Annotated in this window: 11 protein-coding genes; 5 read left to right on the top strand and 6 right to left on the bottom strand. The window is 70.6% G+C overall.

Annotated elements, in window-relative coordinates:
• Positions 1-21: 21 nt before the first annotated feature.
• Entirely contained in the window at positions 22-3,186 is a 3,165-nt protein-coding gene (locus AC5L3X_RS13530) for a S41 family peptidase (RefSeq protein ID WP_494857280.1), read from the bottom strand.
• Between the two features lie 169 nt (positions 3,187-3,355).
• On the opposite strand from AC5L3X_RS13530, the gene AC5L3X_RS13525 reads away from it, so the two are divergent.
• Together AC5L3X_RS13525 and AC5L3X_RS13520 are read left to right on the top strand one after the other, a co-directional pair.
• Positions 3,356-3,802, top strand: a complete 447-nt coding sequence (locus AC5L3X_RS13525) for a hypothetical protein (protein ID WP_189127247.1) — start codon at positions 3,356-3,358, stop codon at positions 3,800-3,802.
• Positions 3,803-3,837: 35 nt separating this feature from the next.
• A complete protein-coding gene (locus tag AC5L3X_RS13520) occupies positions 3,838-4,803 on the top strand; it encodes a TIGR03557 family F420-dependent LLM class oxidoreductase (RefSeq protein WP_189127248.1) in 966 nt (321 codons plus the stop codon).
• A 4-nt stretch (positions 4,804-4,807) separates the two neighbouring features.
• On the opposite strand, the gene leuS is transcribed toward AC5L3X_RS13520, so the two are convergent.
• On the bottom strand, positions 4,808-7,258 hold the full coding sequence (gene leuS / locus AC5L3X_RS13515; protein ID WP_494857279.1) for a leucine--tRNA ligase: 2,451 nt from the start codon (positions 7,256-7,258) through the stop codon (positions 4,808-4,810).
• A gap of 577 nt (positions 7,259-7,835) precedes the next feature.
• Here leuS and AC5L3X_RS13510 point away from each other — a divergent pair.
• Complete coding sequence (locus AC5L3X_RS13510) at positions 7,836-9,419, top strand: hypothetical protein (RefSeq protein ID WP_494857278.1); 1,584 nt, start codon at positions 7,836-7,838, stop codon at positions 9,417-9,419.
• A 36-nt stretch (positions 9,420-9,455) separates the two neighbouring features.
• Here the strand turns inward: AC5L3X_RS13510 and AC5L3X_RS13505 are convergent, their stop codons facing one another.
• Positions 9,456-10,694: a cytochrome P450 gene (locus AC5L3X_RS13505; RefSeq protein ID WP_494857277.1), complete on the bottom strand. Its 1,239-nt coding sequence runs from the start codon at positions 10,692-10,694 to the stop codon at positions 9,456-9,458.
• Between the two features lie 228 nt (positions 10,695-10,922).
• On the opposite strand from AC5L3X_RS13505, the gene AC5L3X_RS13500 reads away from it, so the two are divergent.
• Positions 10,923-12,056: a methyltransferase domain-containing protein gene (locus AC5L3X_RS13500; RefSeq protein ID WP_494857276.1), complete on the top strand. Its 1,134-nt coding sequence runs from the start codon at positions 10,923-10,925 to the stop codon at positions 12,054-12,056.
• A 3-nt stretch (positions 12,057-12,059) separates the two neighbouring features.
• Here the strand turns inward: AC5L3X_RS13500 and AC5L3X_RS13495 are convergent, their stop codons facing one another.
• From AC5L3X_RS13495 to AC5L3X_RS13485, 3 genes are read right to left on the bottom strand one after another with little or no spacing between them, the layout of a single operon-like run.
• Positions 12,060-12,902, bottom strand: a complete 843-nt coding sequence (locus tag AC5L3X_RS13495; RefSeq protein WP_494857275.1) for an alpha/beta fold hydrolase — start codon at positions 12,900-12,902, stop codon at positions 12,060-12,062.
• Positions 12,903-12,924: 22 nt separating this feature from the next.
• On the bottom strand, positions 12,925-14,178 hold the full coding sequence (locus tag AC5L3X_RS13490; protein WP_494857274.1) for a cytochrome P450: 1,254 nt from the start codon (positions 14,176-14,178) through the stop codon (positions 12,925-12,927).
• A 28-nt stretch (positions 14,179-14,206) separates the two neighbouring features.
• Positions 14,207-15,760 (bottom strand): GMC family oxidoreductase, encoded by a 1,554-nt coding sequence (locus AC5L3X_RS13485; protein WP_494857273.1) that lies wholly within the window; start codon positions 15,758-15,760, stop codon positions 14,207-14,209.
• A 138-nt stretch (positions 15,761-15,898) separates the two neighbouring features.
• Here AC5L3X_RS13485 and AC5L3X_RS13480 point away from each other — a divergent pair, with 138 nt between their 5' ends.
• On the top strand, positions 15,899-17,434 hold the full coding sequence (locus AC5L3X_RS13480) for a long-chain-fatty-acid--CoA ligase (protein WP_494857272.1): 1,536 nt from the start codon (positions 15,899-15,901) through the stop codon (positions 17,432-17,434).
• Positions 17,435-17,457 lie beyond the last annotated feature (23 nt).

The raw sequence follows: 17,457 nt of genomic DNA, 5'->3' as shown, positions 1-17,457 counted from the left end.
GGCCCGATCCGGTCGCGACGGTCAGGATCGGGAGGACCAGGTGGGGGGCGGCAGGTCGGGAGGCGTCGCGGCGGGGTGCTCGTCGAGGGCGGCCAGGGCCAGTTCGACCGCCTTCTCCAGCTGCGGGTCCCGCCCGCCGACCCGGTCCTGCGGCGTCATGACCACCTCGACGTCGGGGTCCACGCCGTGGTTCTCCACGCCCCAGCCCTCGCCTTCGAGCCAGTACGAGTAGCGAGGCTGGGTCACGACGGTCCCGTCGGCGAGCGAGTAGCGCGAGTCGATGCCGATCACGCCGCCCCACGTCCGGGTGCCGACGAGCGGGCCGATGCCCCGGTTCTTGATGCCGGCGCTCACGATGTCGCCGTCGGATCCCGCGAACTCGTCGGTGACGGCCACGATGGGGCCGCGTGGCGAGTCCTCGGGATAACGCGTGGGCTCGTAGCCTCGGGCGTGCGCCCAGCCGGTGACGCGGCGGGACAGCTTCTCCAGGACGAGCTCCGAGGTGTGTCCGCCGCCGTTCTCCCGAACGTCCACGACGAGTCCTTCGCGGGCCATCTCGGTGCGCAGGTCTCGGTGGAACTGGGCCCATCCGGAGGCCACCATGTCGGGCACGTGCAGGTAGCCGAGGCGACCGCCGGAGGCCCGTCTGACGAAGGCCCGCCGCCCCTCCACCCAGTCGTGGTAGCGCAGCTGGGTCTCGTCGCTGATCGGGGTGACGACGACTCTGCGCAGGTCGCCGCCGGACGCGGGCCGTACGGTGATCTCGATGGGCTGGTCGGCGGTGCCGGACAGGCATTCGAGCGGGCCGCGGACGGGGTCGACCTGGCGGCCGCCCACCGCGACGATCTCGTCGCCCTCGCGGACGGCGACGCCGGGCGCGAGCAGCGGCGAGCGCGCGTCGTGGTCGGACGACTCGCCGGGCAGGATCCGCGCGACGCGCCACGCGCCCTCGTCGTCCCTGAGCAGGTCGGCGCCGAGCAGGCCCTGGCGGCAGCGCGGGTCGACGGCGGGGCCGCTGGGCCGGGCGTAGGCGTGGGAGGTGCCGAGCTCGCCCTGCACCTCCCAGAGCAGGTCGATGAGCTCCGAGTAGGCGCCGATCCGATCGACGAGCGGGGCGTAGCGGTCGAGCACGGCCTGCCAGTCGACGCCGTTCATGTCCGCGCGCCAGAAGTGGTCGCGCATGAGCCGGCCGGCTTCGAGGTAGCCCTGCCGCCACTCGGCGACCGGGTCGAGCTGGAGCGCGATCCGGTCGAGGTCGATGGTGACGACCTCGTCTCCCTCTGTGGCGGCGCGGGTCTGCAGCCCGTTCTTGCCGGTGAGGACGAGGCGGGTGCCGTCGCCGCTCACCTCGAACGCCCGCAGTTCCCTGCCCAGCTCGCACCTGACCCGCTTCTTCAGGTCATAGCGTTCCAGGACGACCTCGCGGACCGGCTCGGTGCCGTCGCCGAGTTGGCCGGACAGCGGGTAACGCAGCCAGAGCAGGGCGTCCTTGGCGGTGCGCAGGTTGCCGTACCGTCCGGCGGGGACGGGCACCGGCACCACGCGCGAGGCGAGCCCCTCCGGGTCGACCTCGGTGCGCGGCGGGGTGTCGTCCTTCCGCTTCTCGTCGGACGCGGGCTTGTCGTCCTCGCCGTTGAACCCGCGTCCCCGCAGGCAGGGGTCGAACGGCGAGGGCGCCGTGGCCCGCAGCGGCACCATGTACGGCCGGCAGCCCGCGGGGAAGGACAGGTCGAACACGTGCGCGTCGTAGACCGGGTCGAACGTCCGTACCGACAGGAACGCCAGGTGCTTGCCGTCCCGGGTGAACATCGGGTCGAAGTCGGCGAAACGCACCGGAGTCACGTCGATGATGGACGAGCCGTCGACGCGGCCCATCTTGATCTGCGACAGCGGGTCCTGGTGCGGGTGCACCCAGGCCAGCCAGGCCGAGTCGGGTGAGAAGGTGAGCCCGCTGATGTCACCCTGGGTGGTCCGGTCAAGCTCTCTGACCTGGCCGGATTCGAGGTCGACGACCAGCAGCCGTCCATCGTGGGTGGCCGCCGCGACGTGCTTGCCGTCGGGTGAGGCGTCGAGGTCGAGCACCCGGCCGAGCTGTCCGGCGGCCAGCGTGCGGATCTCGCCGCCGGGGGTGCCGACCTCCAGTCCGTCTTCGCCGGTGATGTCGGAGATCCAGACGGTCCGGCCGTCGGCGTCGAGGGCGCGCGGCAGCCGTACCCGGACTCCGGGTTGCGCGCGCAGCACGCCGGTGGGGCCGTCGCGGTGGGTCACCCAGTGGGCGGTGCCGCGGATCTCGACGGCGCTGGCCCGCCCGGTGGGATCGGGCGAGAAGGAGCCGACGCGGGTCGGCGCCGGGCGCTTCGCGCGCGCCGGGCGCGGCCCGCCGAGCTTGATGTCCAGCTTGTACGGCTCGGAGTCCAGGTCCTCCAGCAGCCACAGGTCGCCGGCGTGGCTGTAGACCACCCGCCGCCCGTCGGTGGCGGCGTGACGGGCGTAGAACTTCTCGTGTGGTGTGTGCCTGCGCGGGTCGGAGCCGTCGGCGAGGCAGGAGTGCAGGTTGCCGTTGTCGTCCACGTCGGACAGGAAGGCCAGGCGGTCGCCGACCCACAGGGCCGACCAGTACTGGGCCGTGCTGTCGGCGAACAACCGGGTGAACTCACCGTCGCCCTCGACGTCGACCCAGATCTTGCCCGCGGTTCCGCCGCGGTAGCGCTTCCACTGTGAGGGCTCGCGCCACATTGGCGACACGGTCGCCACTCGATCTCCGCTGACCGCGACGTCGCTCACCCACCCGTAGGGCAGGCGGATCGGCTCTCCGCCGTCGAGCGGGACCGCGTACGCCCAGGTCCTGATGCGGCCTCCCTCTCCGGCCGCGGTGACGGCGAGCACGTCCCCGGCGGGGGTCCAGCCGCGCGATCCGGTCGTCGCGTTGCCCCAGTGGGTGAGGCGGTCTCCCTCGGGCCCGTCGAGCTCGGCGGCGAACACCTCGGGCGTTCCCTCACGGTTGCTGGTCCACGCGATGCGGGTGCCGTCGGGCGAGAATCTGGGGTGGGAGACGGGAGTGCGGTCGGCGGTGAACCGCCAGGCCCTGCCGCCCGTCACGGGGGCCAGCCAAACGTCGTCATCGGCGACGAAGGTGACCAGGTCACCGTGCAGATGCGGATATCTCAGGTATGCGCCAGTTGTCACACGTGCACACTAGTGCCGTCCACCGAGAGCCTGAGCTGTCTCGGTCGTCCGCGAGGAGGCGAAGCCGCACTAGAAACTATGAAATTCCTGGTCAAGTCCGGGCTCAGACCGGGATGCGGTGGAATGTCGCGGGCAGGAGTGCGAGACCACATCTCACCTGCGAGGAATCATGATGTTCTGCACTCACGCGTACCACCTTCCGCCCCGGATCGCGGCCGGTGTGTTCATCCTGAACTCAGGTCTCTCCAAGGCCAAGGCCGACCGGGAGACCGCGGTACGGGTGCACGGCATGGCCGCCGGCACCTATCCCGCCCTTCGCGGGAAGGATCCGGAGGAGTTCGTCAAGATGCTGTCGAGGACGGAGATGGCCCTTGGCGCGGCGCTGCTGGTCCCGCTGGTCCCCTCGCTGCTGGCCGGGGCCGCCCTCACCGCGTTCGCCGGCGGCCTGCTCGGGATGTATCTCAAGACGCCGGGCATGCGCCGGGAGGGCAGCCTGCGCCCCTCCCCCAACGGTCTCGCGCTGGCCAAGGACGTCTGGCTGTTGGGCATGGGGCTCGGCCTGGTCCTCGACGAGCTCAGCGAGCCACGCACCATCATTGATCTCCGGTGCTCTTGACCTAAAATCCATCAATTCCGGGCAGAAAGCACTGCATGGTGCAAATCGGATACACCCTGATGTGCGAGCAGACGCCCGCCCGGCAGCTCGTGGACGACGCGGTGACGGCTGAGCGGATCGGCTTCGACTACGCGGTGATCTCCGACCATTACTTTCCCTGGGTGGAGGAACAGGGGCACTCTCCCTACGCCTGGTCCGTGCTGGGCGCGACCGCCCAGGCGACCGAGGATCTGCCCCTCATGACGTACGTGACCTGCCCGACGATGCGTTATCACCCGGCCGTGGTCGCGCAGAAGGCCGCCACCATGGGCGTGCTCACCCACGGCCGCTTCACCCTCGGCCTGGGCTCCGGCGAGAACCTCAACGAACACGTCATCGGCGAGGGCTGGCCACCGGCCGACACCCGGCACCGGATGTTCCGTGAGGCCATCGAGATCATCCGGGAGCTGTTCGACGGCGACTACGTCACCTACCAGGGTGAGTTCTACGACATCGACTCGGCCAAGCTCTACGACCTGCCGGACGCCCCGGTGCCGATCGGCGTCGCCGCCTCCGGCCGGACGTCCGCCTCGATCGCGGCTGACTTCGCCGACGCGCTGATCATCAACGAGGTCCTGCCGGACGTGGTCGACCAGTTCGCCGCGGCGGGAGGCGTGGGCAAGCCGGTGTACGGGCAGCTGGCCGTGTCGTACGACACCGACGCGCAGGCCGCCAAGGAACGCGCCCACCGGTTGTGGCGCTGGTCGGCGGCCGGCTGGAAGGTCATGGCCGAACTGCCGGCACCGGTGAACATCGCCGCCTACGCCGAGTACGTACGTCCCGACGACATCGCCGCGAGCGTGCCGTGCGGCGCCGACGTGGACGCCGTGGTGGCGGCCGTCAGGAAGTACGTCGACGCCGGCTACTCGCACGTCGCCCTGGTGCAGATCGGGCACGACCAGCAGCAGCCCTTCTTCGGCTGGGCCGAGAGGGAGCTGCTGCCGGCGCTGCGCGCCCTGTGAGGCGTCAGGGAACGATGTTGACCAGTTTGGGCGCCCGCACGATCACCTTGCGCGGCTCGCCCGACAGGTAGCTCCGCACCTTCTCCGAGCCCAGGGCGAGGGCCCGCAGGTCGTCCTCGGAGATGGCGGGCGAGACCTCCAGGCGCTCGCGCACCTTGCCGGCCACCTGGACGACGCAGGTCACGGAGTCTTGGACGAGCAGCTCCGGCTCGGCGACCGGCCAGCCCGCCAGCGCGACCGAGCCCTGGTGACCCAGCCGCTCCCAGCCCTCCTCGGCGGTGTAGGGCGCCACCAGCGACAGCATGACGGCCAGCGTCTCCGCGGCTTCGCGCACGGCGGGGTCGGCGGCGCCCGGCCCCGAGTCGATGGCCTTGCGGGCCGCCGAGGTCAGCTCCATCAGCCGGGCCACCGCCACGTTGAAGCGGTGGGACTCGATCAGCTTGGTGACCTCGTCGATGGTGCGGTGGGTGACCTTGCGCAGCTCCAGGTCGCCGCCCTCGAAGGCGACGCCCGGCTCGCTCGCCGTCTCGTCCATCACCCGCAGGGCGCGGGCCAGGAATTTCTGCGACGCGGCCGGCGACACATCGGCCCAGTCGATGTCGTCCTCGGGCGGCCCGGCGAACACCATGGTCAGGCGGACCGCGTCGACTCCGTAGGCGTCGATCTGCTGGCCCAGGTCGACGCCGTTGCCCAGCGACTTGGACATCGCCTTGCCGCCGTTGATCACCTGGCCCTGGTTGAGCAGCCGCAGGAACGGCTCGGTGAAGTCGAGCATGCCCATGTCGTGCAGGACCTTGGTGAAGAACCGCGAATAGAGCAGGTGCAGCACCGCGTGCTCGACGCCGCCGACGTACTGGTCGATGGGGCCCCACTTGCGGACCTGCTCGACGTCGAACGGGCCGTCGGTGTAGCCGGGCGAGCAGTAACGCAGGTAGTACCACGACGAGTCGACGAAGGTGTCCATCGTGTCGGTGTCGCGCCTGGCCGGGCCGCCGCACTTGGGGCACTCGACGTTGACCCACTCACTGGCGCCGGCCAGCGGGGCGACGCCCTTGGGGGCCAGCGCCTCGCCGCGCAGGTCGGGCAGCGTGACGGGCAGCTGGTCGTCGGGGACGGGCACCTCGCCGCAGTCGACGCAGTGGATGATCGGGATCGGCGTGCCCCAGAACCGCTGGCGGGACAGCAGCCAGTCGCGCAGCCGGAAGTTGACCGCGCCCGTGCCCCGGCCCTCGACCTCCAGAATGTCGATGATCTTGGCGATGGCCTCGGTCTTGGTCAGGCCGTCGAGCGGGCCGGAGTTGACCAGTTTGCCCTCGCCGGGGGTGGCTACGCCGGTCTCACCCGGATCGGCCAGGCCGGTGTGCACGACGACCTTCACCGGCAGCCCGAACTTCATCGCGAAGTCGAGGTCGCGCTGGTCGTGGGCGGGCACGGCCATGATGGCGCCGTGGCCGTAGTCGGACAGCACGTAGTCGGCCGCCCAGACGGGGATGCGCTCGCCGTTGACCGGGTTGATCGCGTAGCGGCCCAGGAAGACGCCGGTCTTGTCCTTGTCGGTGGACAGCCGCTCGATGTCGCTCAGCTTGGCGACCTCGGCGCGGTAGGCCTCGAACGCCTCGCGGTGCTCGTCGGTGACGATCTCGTCGGCCAGCGCCGCGTCCACGGCGACCACGAAGAACGTCGCGCCGAACAGGGTGTCGGGCCGGGTGGTGTAGACGTGGACCGGCTCCTCGCGGCCCTCGATCTCGAACAGCACGTCGGCGCCCTCGGAGCGGCCGATCCAGTTGCGCTGCATGGTCAGCACACGCTCGGGCCAGCCGCCCTCCAACTGGGCCATGTCGTCCAGCAGCCGCTCGGCGTAGTCAGTGATCTTGAAGTACCACTGCGTCAGCTCGCGGCGGATGACGTCGGCGCCGCAGCGCTCGCACTTGCCGGCCACCACCTGCTCGTTGGCCAGCACGGTCTGGTCGTTGGGGCACCAGTTGACCAGGCCGCCCTTGCGGTAGGCCAGGCCGCGCTCGAAGAAGCGCAGGAACAGCCACTGGTTCCAGCGGTAGTAGTCGGGGTCGCTGGTGTGCAGGCGGCGCGACCAGTCGAAGGAGATCGCGTAGCGCCTGAAGGAGTTGGCCTGGGTCTCGATGTTGGCGTAGGTCCACTCGGCCGGGTGCGCGTTGCGCTTGATCGCGGCGTTCTCGGCCGGCAGGCCGAAGGAGTCCCAGCCGATCGGGTGCAGGACGTTGTAGCCCTTCTGGAACCAGTAACGCGCGAAGACGTCACCGATCGCGAACACCTCGCCGTGGCCCATGTGAAGGTCACCGGAGGGGTAGGAGAACATGTCGAGCATGTAGCGCCGCTCCCGGGTGTCGGCGGCGTCCTCGCTCGCCCGGAACGGGTCCAGCTGCTCCCACCGCTGCTGCCACTTGGCCTGCAGCGCCTGCGGATCGTACTCACTCACGGCGGTTGTCCTTCTGGTTTGACTTCGGACCCATAAGAAAACCCCTCGCGCGCGTGACGAGGGGCAGCCGCGACGGCGAGCTCTCTCAGAGCCGTCGCGGCCCGCTAAGAAGCAGGGTCGCGGAACGCATAGGTCAAGCCTAGCGCACCTCTTCAATGGAATGCCGATACTCGACCGTGGTAGCCGGGCACAATAGGCACTTCAGGTCTGGTGAGACCTGATGGTGATGTATCCGTTGTGACCTCATATGTCCCTTTAGAATACTCTCGTCGCCGTGGTGTACCCAGCTGAGCCCGAACGATCGATGGACGGCCTGCCGATGCAGGACCCGCCCACCGATCCGCACGGCTTCGCCCGTTTCCCTGCGGAACCCGCTGGGTCTCCTGGAAAATCCCATGAGATCACGCCCGATGCGTCAAATGCGGACATAACACCACCAGGAGGTATGGCAGCAATGGCAACGGAGAATTCCGGAGCACCACACCTGCCACAGTCCTGGCCCGAAGTGCCGCCGCAGGAGGCTCCTCAGCGCGATGTGCCCCCCTCGTGGCCGGCCGGCGGCCACGCGGACGTCCCCATGTCCTGGCCCGACGCCACCTCCCCGGCGCAGCGAGCCGACACCTCCCGGCAGCCGTCCTGGCCCGACACCGCTCCGCCGTCGCAGCCGTCCTGGCCTGATACCGCTCCGCCGTCGCAACCCTCCTGGCCGGACGCCACGCCGCCCCCGCGGCAACCGTCGTGGCCCGACGCCACCCGGCCCGGACAACCGGCCCAGCGACCGGGCGCCGCACCGGCACAGCAGCCGTCCTGGCCCGACGCCACCTCCCCGTCCCAGCCGTCCTGGCCCGACAGCCCGCGCTACGAGCAGCCGTCCTGGCCGGACGCGACAGCGCCGTCGCAGCAGCCGGCACGGCCGGAGCCAAGCCGGCAGGATCCGGTCCCCGCCTGGCAGGAGGCGCCGCCCGCCGCGACCGGCTGGGCCAACCTCAGCTCCCCCGCTCCCTGGCCGCAGGCCGACCAGGCCCGCCAGGCCGCACCTTCCGGACCGGAGACCCGGGCGCCGCAGGGCGGGCAGGTCGGCGCTGCGCCGTTCGACGAGCGCACCATGCAACAGCCCGCCTTCGACGAGCGCACCATGCAGCAACCCGCCTTCGACGGACGCGCCGCGCAGCAGGCCCCCTACGGCGGGGGGACGCCGCTGGACGAGCGGGCGATGCCGCAGGGACCGCCGCAGCCCGCGGGCGAGCGGCCGGGCGGCGAGCAGCAGGCGCGGCACGGCAGGCCGGGCGCCAACCTGAGCCGCGACCCCTCCGACCCCGACCGGCCGTTCGTGACGGCCGGTCAGATCAGCGGCTCGCGCACCCCTCCGCCGGAGCGCCAGCAGCAGCTCTGGGACACCGTCTTCGGCGACGACTACCAGTCCATGGGCGAGCCGGATTCGCTGGACGACACGGGCAAACCCATCTGGATCTACGCTCTGGCCGGATCGGTAGGGGTGGCCCTCGTCGGCGCCCTGCTCTGGGCGTTCCTGGCGGGCCCCCTGGCGGGTGACGGCGCGGACGACCCGGTGGCCCAGCCGAGCGCGTCGGCCAGCGCCACCGCCCCCAAGAAGACGTCCAACTCGATCGGCCGCCTGCGCACCTACGCCGGCACCGCCGCCCCGGTCGTCGGCGTCGTGCAGAGCCCCACGGCGGGCGTCTCGGTGCCGCGGCTCGGCGGCACCTGGCAGCTTGACCAGCGCGCCACGGTCCAGGCCACCTACGGCTTCGAGACCCGCCAGCACGCCAGGGTCGGCGACACCCAGGCCGAGCTGCTCACGGGCCCGCTGCCGCAGCGGATGGCGTCGGCCTACACCTCCGGCGACGATCTCGAACCGGTGATCAAGGCGGTCGTGGTGAACGCCCGTAAGCGGTTCTTCCCGCCCGGCAACCAGGTCCGCAAGATCGCTCAGCAGCCGATCAAGGTGGGCGACGCCACCGGCCGCCTGATCGCCTACTCGCTGACGTCGGACACGCAGAAGGCGACGATCGTCACCATCGCCGTCAACAGCGGCAACGACCTGCCGGCGATCGTGTACATGTCGGTGCCGTCCACCGGCAAGCAGTTGCTGCCCGACATCAACACCGTGGTCAAGCAGCTGAAGGTCACCGCGCAGTCGTAGCCCGGCCGCGCGGTGACCGTCGCGCTAGCCGTCGCGCTAGAAGGTGCACTCCATGTGCTTGATGCCGTTGATGAAGCTGCTGTGGAGCCGGTCGGGCTTGCCGCCCTCGATCCGCGGGACGCGGCGCAGCAGCTCGCGGAACATGAGCGTGATCTCGCGCCGGGCCAGGTGCGCCCCGAGGCAGAAGTGCGGCCCGGGCCCGCCGAAGCCCACATGCGGGTTGGGGCTGCGGGTGATGTCGAAGGCGTACGGCGAGTCGAACACCTCGGGGTCGCGGTTGGCCGCCCAGTAGTAGAGGACGACCTTCTCGCCCTTGCGGTAGAGGTGACCGTTCATCTCGTGGTCCCTGGTCACCTTGCGGCGCATGAAGTTGACCGGCGAGGCGAGCCGGACGATCTCCTCGACCGCGCCGGGCGCGCGGCCGTCGATGTCCTCCAGCCACAGCGCCCGCTGGTCGGGGTTCTGGGTGAGCAGCCGGAGTCCGTACGAGATCGCGTTGCGGGTGGTCTCGTTGCCCGCCACCACCAGCAGGATGAAGAACGACCCCAGCTCCTGCATGGTCAGCCGCTCGCCATCGATGTTGGCGTTGACCAGGGACGACGTCAGGTCGTTCGTGGGGTTCTCGGCGCGGTGGGCGGCCAGGTCATGCACCAGTTGCTGGAGCTCCATGCCCGCCGTGAGCAGCCGCTCGGCGATCTTGCTGACGTCGTCGCCGGCGTATTCGGGGTCGAACCCGCCCAGGATGATGTTGGAGCGGTCGAAGACGAACCGGTAGTCCCGCTCGGCGATGCCCATCATGTCGCAGATGATCTTCAGCGGGAGCCGCGCGGCCACGTCGGTCACGAAGTCGCCGCCGGGGCCCTTGTCCAGCAGGTCGTCGACGATGCCCGACGCCGCGGTCTCCACGTCGGCCTCGAACTGCTTGATCATCTTGGGCGTGAAGGCCCGGGAGACGATCCGGCGGAGGCGGGCGTGACGGGGATCGTCCATGTTGATCATGGAGCCGAAGTACTCGGCGAACTCGGCGGGCATGTCGGGGATGTTCGTCGCTCCCCCGTCGCCCGAGCAGAAGACCTCGGCGTTGCGGCTGGCTTCGACGACGTCGGCGTGCTTGGCCAACGCGTAGTATCCGGGCCCCTTCGGAATGAGGCCGATCTCCATCTCCTCGAAGAAGGCCGGCGTCTCAAGCGCGCGTAGCCGGTCGAACGCCTCCTCCCTCTCGGACATGGGCCGAGCCCAGAATCGTTGGTCGGAGAGGTCGAAGTCCACGCTCATGAGGCAATCATTCAAAGTGACGACACTCACGTCAATGCTTTCGACGTACACCGTACGTCCATCTCTCGGAAAATCTGTCGCGCCCAAGATCCCAAAGCTTTAGGGTGGCGGCGTGTTCTTCTTCTTCCACCTGCGTTAGCGATCCGCCGGCGGGTCCGTGGACGACCCACCGCCGGCGATGCGGGACGGCCGACCGCCGCCCCGGGTCGCGACGTGGGAGAAGGACACGTGCGTACATATGCCGTGGCCAGGGCGGTGCGTGGCATCGAGCCCCTGGTGGCCGCGGAGATCAGCGGGCTGGGACGGGTGCGCGCGACGCGCCACCGTGAGGTGTGGTTCGAGACGGCGGAGCCGGGGCCCGGGCTCCTGAGCCTGCGGACGGCCGACGACGTGCTGCTGGTGGCGGCCGTCGTCGAGGGTGTCGGGCGCGACCGGAGCGCCCTGGAGCGCCTCGGCAGGGCAGCCCGCGAGATCGACGCCCCGGGCCTGTTGCGGCTCAGACGGCGCATCACCGGGGCCGCTCGCCCGGCGGACGGAGAGGCGCGGGAGCAGGGCGGTCCGTCTCCCGTGACGGGCGTGGAGGTGTCGGCCTCCTTCGTCGGACGCCGCAACTACACCCGTTTCGACCTCGAGGACAGCGTCGGCGCGGCGCTCGCCCGGCCGCTCGGGCTGCCCTATCACCCGCGCCGCGACGGCGGGGTGCCGCCCGGCGGGTCACTGGCCTGGCGGGTCACGGTCGAGGACGACCAGGCGGTCATCGCGCTGCGGGTGGCCGACCGGCCGCTGCACCGCAGGCCGTACAAACTGGGCACGGTCGCCGGGACCCTGCACCCGCCGGTGGCCGCCGCGATGGCGCGGCTGGCCGGGATCGGCGGAGCCGGCACGGTGCTGGACCCGTGCTGCGGCGCGGGCACCACGCTCATCGAGGCGCACGCGCTCGCCCCGGGCGCGCGCCTGCTCGGCGTCGACCGCGACCCCCTCGCGCTGCGCACGGCCGCCGCCAACGCCGCCCGGGCATCGTCCGGGCGGAGCGCCTTCGGGTGGGCGCTGGGGGACGCCGGCCGGCTGCCGGTGCCGGACGGCGGTGTGGAGCGGGTGCTGGTGAACCCGCCCTGGGGGCGGCAGGTGGCGCCGTCGGGGGCGCTGGCACGCGACGCCGGGCTGCTCTGGCGGGAGCTGTGGCGCGTGCTGGCGGGCGACGGGGTCGCGGTCGCGCTCCTGCACGAGGGCGCGCCGGGCGCGACCGGTGTGCCGCCCGGCTTCGATGTGGAGCGGACGCTGGAGGTGAGCCTGGCCGGACGCCACCCGGTGATCGCGGTGCTCAGGAAACGCCCTCGTCCCCGGCGCCGGCGAGACCGCTGACGTTCAGGAGGGGGCGGGGCCGAGCCAGTCGAGGATGAGGCGGTTGACCTCGTCGGGGCGTTCGAGGTGGAGGAAGTGGCCCGCCTCGGCGACCAGCTCGGCCCTCGACCCCTCGGGCAGGTGGTCGAAGGCGCCCTTGGCCACCTCGGGCCCGAGGCAGCCGTCCTGGGCGCCGTGCAGGTAGAGGACCGGCCCGGTGGGGGTCGGAGAGGGCTCCGGGTAGCGGCCGGACGGCGGCGTCGTGCCCAGCTCGGCACGGTAGTAGCCGAGGGCCGCCGCCAGGTTGGCGGGCTCGCCGATGCTGCGCCGGACGAACTCCACGTCCCGGCCGGCGTCGTAGCCGGGTGACCAGTCGGCCCAGAGCTTCTCCAGGAAGCCCGGCATCGCGACGGCCGTCTCGGCCAGGCCGGTCTGGAAGAGGAAGACGTAGAACGACCGCTTGAGCTGGTCGTACTCCAGGAACGCGGGGAACAGCGTGCCCGAGGGAGGCACCGCCATGGCGACGGCCCGGCGGAAGCGGCCGGCCGTGGCGTAGACGGGGAAGGCGCCCCAGTCGTGGCCGATGACGACGGCCCGCTCGTCCCCGCCGAGCGCCTCGCGCAGGGCGACGACGTCGGCGGCGAGCGCCGCTCCCTCGTAGGCGCCGTCGGCGGGCACCTCGGTGGGCGCGTAGCCGCGCATGAACGGCGCCACCGCCCGGTAGCCGCGCTCGGCCAGGGCGGGCATCAGGTGCCGCCAGGTGTGCGCGGTGTCGGGGAAGCCGTGCAGGCACAGCGCCAGCGGTCCTTCCCCAACGGCCAGATACGCGAACTCCACCCCATTGGCGTGGATAGTTCTGATCTCCATGACTGCGAAACCTAGCATTCGGTCAGTAGGTGTAGCGCAGGTGTTTGATGCCGTTGATGAAGTTGGACAGCAGGAAGTCGGGCTCCGCGGTGGCTCTGATGTCCGGCAGCCGGGTGAACAGCTCGCGGAACATCACGGTCATCTCCCTGCGCGCGAGGTGGGCGCCCAGGCAGTAGTGCGGGCCGGGGCCGCCGAAGCCGACATGGGGGTTGGGGTCGCGGGTGATGTCGAACGCGTCGGGGTCGGCGAAAACCGATTCGTCGCGGTTGGCGGAGTTGTAGAAGAGCAGCACCTTGTCGCCCTTCCGGTAGTTCATGCCGTTCATCTCGTGGTCGCGGGTGAGGGTGCGGCGGAACTGGATCACCGGGGTGGCGTAGCGGACGATCTCGTCGCAGGCCTTGCCGATGCGGCCGTCGAAGTCCGCCAGCAGCAGCTCGCGCTGGTCCGGGTGGTCGGTGAGGAGCTTGAGCCCGTACGCGATGGCGTTGCGGGTCGTCTCGCTGCCGGCCACCACGAGCAGGATGAAGAACGAGCCCAGCTCCTGCGAGGTGAGCCGTTCCTCGCCGTTGACCAGCAGGCTCACCAGGTCGCCCGTGGGGCGTTCGCGCCGCTCGTCGCCCAGGCGGGCGGCCAGGCGGTTCAGCGAGAAGCCGGCGTGCAGCAGTTTGACCAGGCCGCGGGCCACGTTGACCCGGCTGAAGTCGGGGGACAGGCCGGTGTACTCGGGGTCGGCGTTGCCGAGGATCACGTTGGTCCGGCGTAACACCATGTCATGAAATTTCGCCGGAATCCCCATCATGTCGCAGATGACACGTACGGGAAGCTTCGCGGCGATTTGGGGGACGAAGTCGCCCGGCCCTTCCTCGATCGCCTGGTCCACGATCTCGGCGGCGGCCCTGGCCAGGTCCTCCTCCATCTTGGACAGGATGCGCGGGGTGAACGCCCGGGAGACGATCCGGCGCAGCCGCGCGTGCCTCGGATCGTCCATGTTGATCATCGAGCCGAAGTACACCGCCAGCCAGCGGGGCATGTCGGGGATGCTGTTGGAGCAGGGCTCACTGCTGAAGACGGCGGCGTTGCGGCTGGCCTCGGTCACGTCCGCGTGGCGCACCAGCGCGTAGTAGCCGGGGCCGCCCCCGATGAACGGCACCTGCTGCTCGGGCACGAACACGGGCCTGTCGAGCGCGCGCAGCCGCCGGAAGGCGGCCATCCGCTCAGCCTGGGGCAACGCCCAGAACGGGATCCGCGACAGGTCCGTGTCCAAGGAGAGCGTCATACTCCACGACCTTCACGCAAGTGTTCACTTACGTCAAGGCCTGCTCCGGCAGGATGAGATCCGCCGCCTTCTCACCGATCATGACGGCCGGCGCGTGGGTGTGGCCACGGTTGACCGTCGGCATGATCGACACGTCCACGACCCGGAGCCCCTCGACGCCGCGCACCCTCAGCGAGGGGTCGACGACCGACTCGGCATCGGTGCCCATCCGGCAGGTGCCGGCCGGGTGGTAGAGCGTCTCCCCTCTGTCGCGGATCCACTGCACGAACTCCTCGTCGCTCTCGGGGAACGTGTAGGGCGGCAACGGACCGTCGGCGAAGGGCTTCATCGCGTCCGTGGCGAAGACCTGCTTGGCCGTCTTCAGCCCGGCGACCAGCCGCCGGACGTCGGCCTCCTCGGTCAGGTAGCCGGGGTCGATCACCACGTCGCGCCCGCTCAGCCCGACCCGGCCGCGGCTCTCCGGCTGCAGCAGCACGACGCCCACGGTCATCCCGTGGTCGGTGGGCGGCGTGAGCCCGTGGTCGATGAACGGTCCCGGCGCGAAGACCAGCTCGATGTCCGGCGCCGGCTCCTCCGGTGAGGTCCTGATGAACGCGACCGCCTCGCCGACGTTCGTGGTGAGCATGCCGGAACGCGCCACGACGTAGCGCAGCAGGTTGCCCAGCGACTCGGCCTTGGTCAGCGTCACCGGCTGCTTGCACCGCACGAGCACCCCGCTGGTGAGATGGTCCTGCAGGTTGCGGCCGACCGCCGGCAGCTCGTGCACGACCGGGACGCTCGCCTCGCGCAGCTCCTCGGCCGCGCCCACGCCCGAACGCAGCAGCAGGTACGGCGAGCCGATCGCGCCCGCCGACAGGATGACCTCGCGCCTGGCCCTGACCTGGGCGCCTCCGTCGTGTTCGACGCCCGTGGCGCGCCGGCCGTCGAACAGCACCCGGTCGACGGTCGCGCCGGTGATCACCGTCAGGTTGGGCCGCTTCAGCGCGGGCCGCAGGTAGGCGTCGGCGGCGCTCCACCGGCGGCCGCGCCGCTGGGTGACGGGCGTGGGGCTGAAACCCTCGTTGGACCGGCCGTTGAGCTCGGCCAGCCGTTGCATGCCCATCTCCTCGCAGGCCCTGAGGAAGGCGGCGGTGGTGACGTTGGGGCTGCGCAGCTCGGAGATGTACAGCGGCCCGGTGGAGCCGTACACGTCGCCGCGGTTGCTGCCGACCCGGCGCTCGGCCTTGTTGAAGTACGGCAGGACCTCGTCGTAGGACCAGCCGGGCACGTCCCACTGGTCGTAGTCGCGCTGGCAGCCGCGCACCCACATCTGGGCGTTGAGCGAGGACGAGCCGCCGATCACCTTGCCGCGCGGCCAGTAGAGCTCCCTCTCCCCCATCTCGGCCTGCTTGGCGGTCGTGTAGTCCCAGTCGGCGTCGGTCTTGAACAGCTTGGCGAACCCGGCGGGCATCCGGATCTCCAGCTTGTCGTCCTGGCCGCCCGCCTCCACCAGCGCCACGGACACCCCTGGATCGGCCGACAGCCTGTTGGCCAGCACGCATCCGGCCGACCCCGCCCCGACGATCACGTAGTCGTACTCCATGGCCCCTCCCAGGGGTAAGTAACTTGGTACTTGCTTACTCCACGTGGTGGGCCGCGTCCATATCTCGTTGTGGCTGGCGTCACCTACCGGCCGGTATGTTCATACTGCGAGGATTGCCACGGAAAGGGAGAACGCACCATGCTCAACCTGTCGATCGTCCTGGAGGACAGCGCCCGCAAGGCCCCCGACAGGACCGCCGTCGTCTTCGGCGACCTGCGCCTGCCCTACTCCATGATCGACACTGTGGCGCGGCAGGTCGCCGCCCTGCTGGTCTCGCGCGGCATCGGCAAGGGCGACAAGGTGGCGCTGGCCTGTCCCAATGTGCCGTACTTCCCGTTCGTCTACTTCGGCATCCTGAAGGCCGGGGCGACCGTGGTGCCGCTGAACGTGCTGTTGCAGAGCCGTGAGATCGCCTACCACCTGGACGACAGCGACGCCAAGGCGCTCTTCTGCTTCGAGGGCACGCCCGAGTTGCCACTCGGCGAGCGCGGCAGGGCCGGCTTCGAGGCCGCCGAGGGCTGCGAGCACTTCTTCGTGCTGCCGGCCACACCGCTGGCCACCGAGTCCGAGTACGGCGAGTCGTTCTGGGCGGCGATCGACGGGATGCCGGCGGAGTTCGAGACCGTGCAGACCGACCCCGACGACACCGCGGTGATCCTCTACACCTCCGGCACCACCGGCCAGCCCAAGGGCGCCGAGCTGAGCCACCAGAACATGCTGATGAACGCCGTGGTCTCGGACGAGATGTTCCCCAGGGCCGAGGGCGGCGACGTGTCGCTGGCGGTGCTGCCGCTGTTCCACTCCTTCGGGCAGACCACCGTCATGAACAGCGGCTTCCGCCGGTGCTCCACCCTGGTGCTGATGCCGCGCTTCGAGCCGGGCGAGGCTCTGGAGCTGATGCGCAAGGAGGGCGTCACCCTGTTCGCCGGGGTGCCGACGATGTACTGGGCCATGCTGACGAAGATCCACGCGGAGGGCGCGGAGGTGCCGCGCTCCCTGCGGGTCGCGGTCGCGGGCGGCGCCTCGTCGCCGGTCGAGGTGCTGCGGGACTTCGAGGAGACGTTCGGCATCGGCATCCTCGAGGGCTACGGCCTGTCGGAGACCTCCCCCGTGGCCAGCTTCAACCAGCTCGGCCGGCCCACCAAGCCCGGCACGATCGGCACCCCCATCTGGGGCGTGGAGATGAAGCTGATCGACAGCGACTGGAAGACGATCGACGGCGAGGGGCCCGGCGAGATCGCGGTCCGCGGCCACAACGTCATGAAGGGCTACTACGGGCGGCCGGAGGCCACGGCCGAGGTCATGCGCGACGGCTGGTTCCGCACCGGCGACATCGCCACCCGCGACGAGGACGGCTACTACGCGATCGTCGACCGGGCCAAGGACATGATCATTCGTGGCGGGTTCAACGTGTACCCGCGGGAGATCGAGGAGGTGCTGATGACGCACGAGGCGGTCTCGCTCGCCGCGGTCGTCGGCGTGTCGCACGACTCCCACGGCGAGGAGATCAAGGCGTACGTCATCCGCACGCCGGGCGCGACGCTCACCGAGCAGGAGCTGATCGGCTGGGCCCGGGAGAACATGGCGGCCTACAAGTATCCGCGCGTCGTGGAGTTCCGCGACGCCCTGCCCATGACCGCCACGGGCAAGATCCTCAAGCGCGAGCTTCGCTGACCCGCCGCACGGGTGAGGGGCCG

The sequence above is a fragment of the Nonomuraea sp. CX421 genome (assembly GCF_059358955.1).
Note: the sequence above shows the minus strand (reverse complement) of the source record. Positions and strands in the feature narration are given on the sequence as shown.

Coding starts and splice junctions, on each gene's coding strand:
- AC5L3X_RS13525 (WP_189127247.1), top strand. CDS start 3,356: ATGATGTTCTGCACTCACGCGTACCACCTTCCGCCCCGGATCGCGGCC.
- AC5L3X_RS13520 (WP_189127248.1), top strand. CDS start 3,838: ATGGTGCAAATCGGATACACCCTGATGTGCGAGCAGACGCCCGCCCGG.
- AC5L3X_RS13510 (WP_494857278.1), top strand. CDS start 7,836: ATGTCCTGGCCCGACGCCACCTCCCCGGCGCAGCGAGCCGACACCTCC.
- AC5L3X_RS13505 (WP_494857277.1), bottom strand. CDS start 10,694: ATGAGCGTGGACTTCGACCTCTCCGACCAACGATTCTGGGCTCGGCCC.
- AC5L3X_RS13495 (WP_494857275.1), bottom strand. CDS start 12,902: ATGGAGATCAGAACTATCCACGCCAATGGGGTGGAGTTCGCGTATCTG.
- AC5L3X_RS13490 (WP_494857274.1), bottom strand. CDS start 14,178: ATGACGCTCTCCTTGGACACGGACCTGTCGCGGATCCCGTTCTGGGCG.
- AC5L3X_RS13485 (WP_494857273.1), bottom strand. CDS start 15,760: ATGGAGTACGACTACGTGATCGTCGGGGCGGGGTCGGCCGGATGCGTG.
- AC5L3X_RS13480 (WP_494857272.1), top strand. CDS start 15,899: ATGCTCAACCTGTCGATCGTCCTGGAGGACAGCGCCCGCAAGGCCCCC.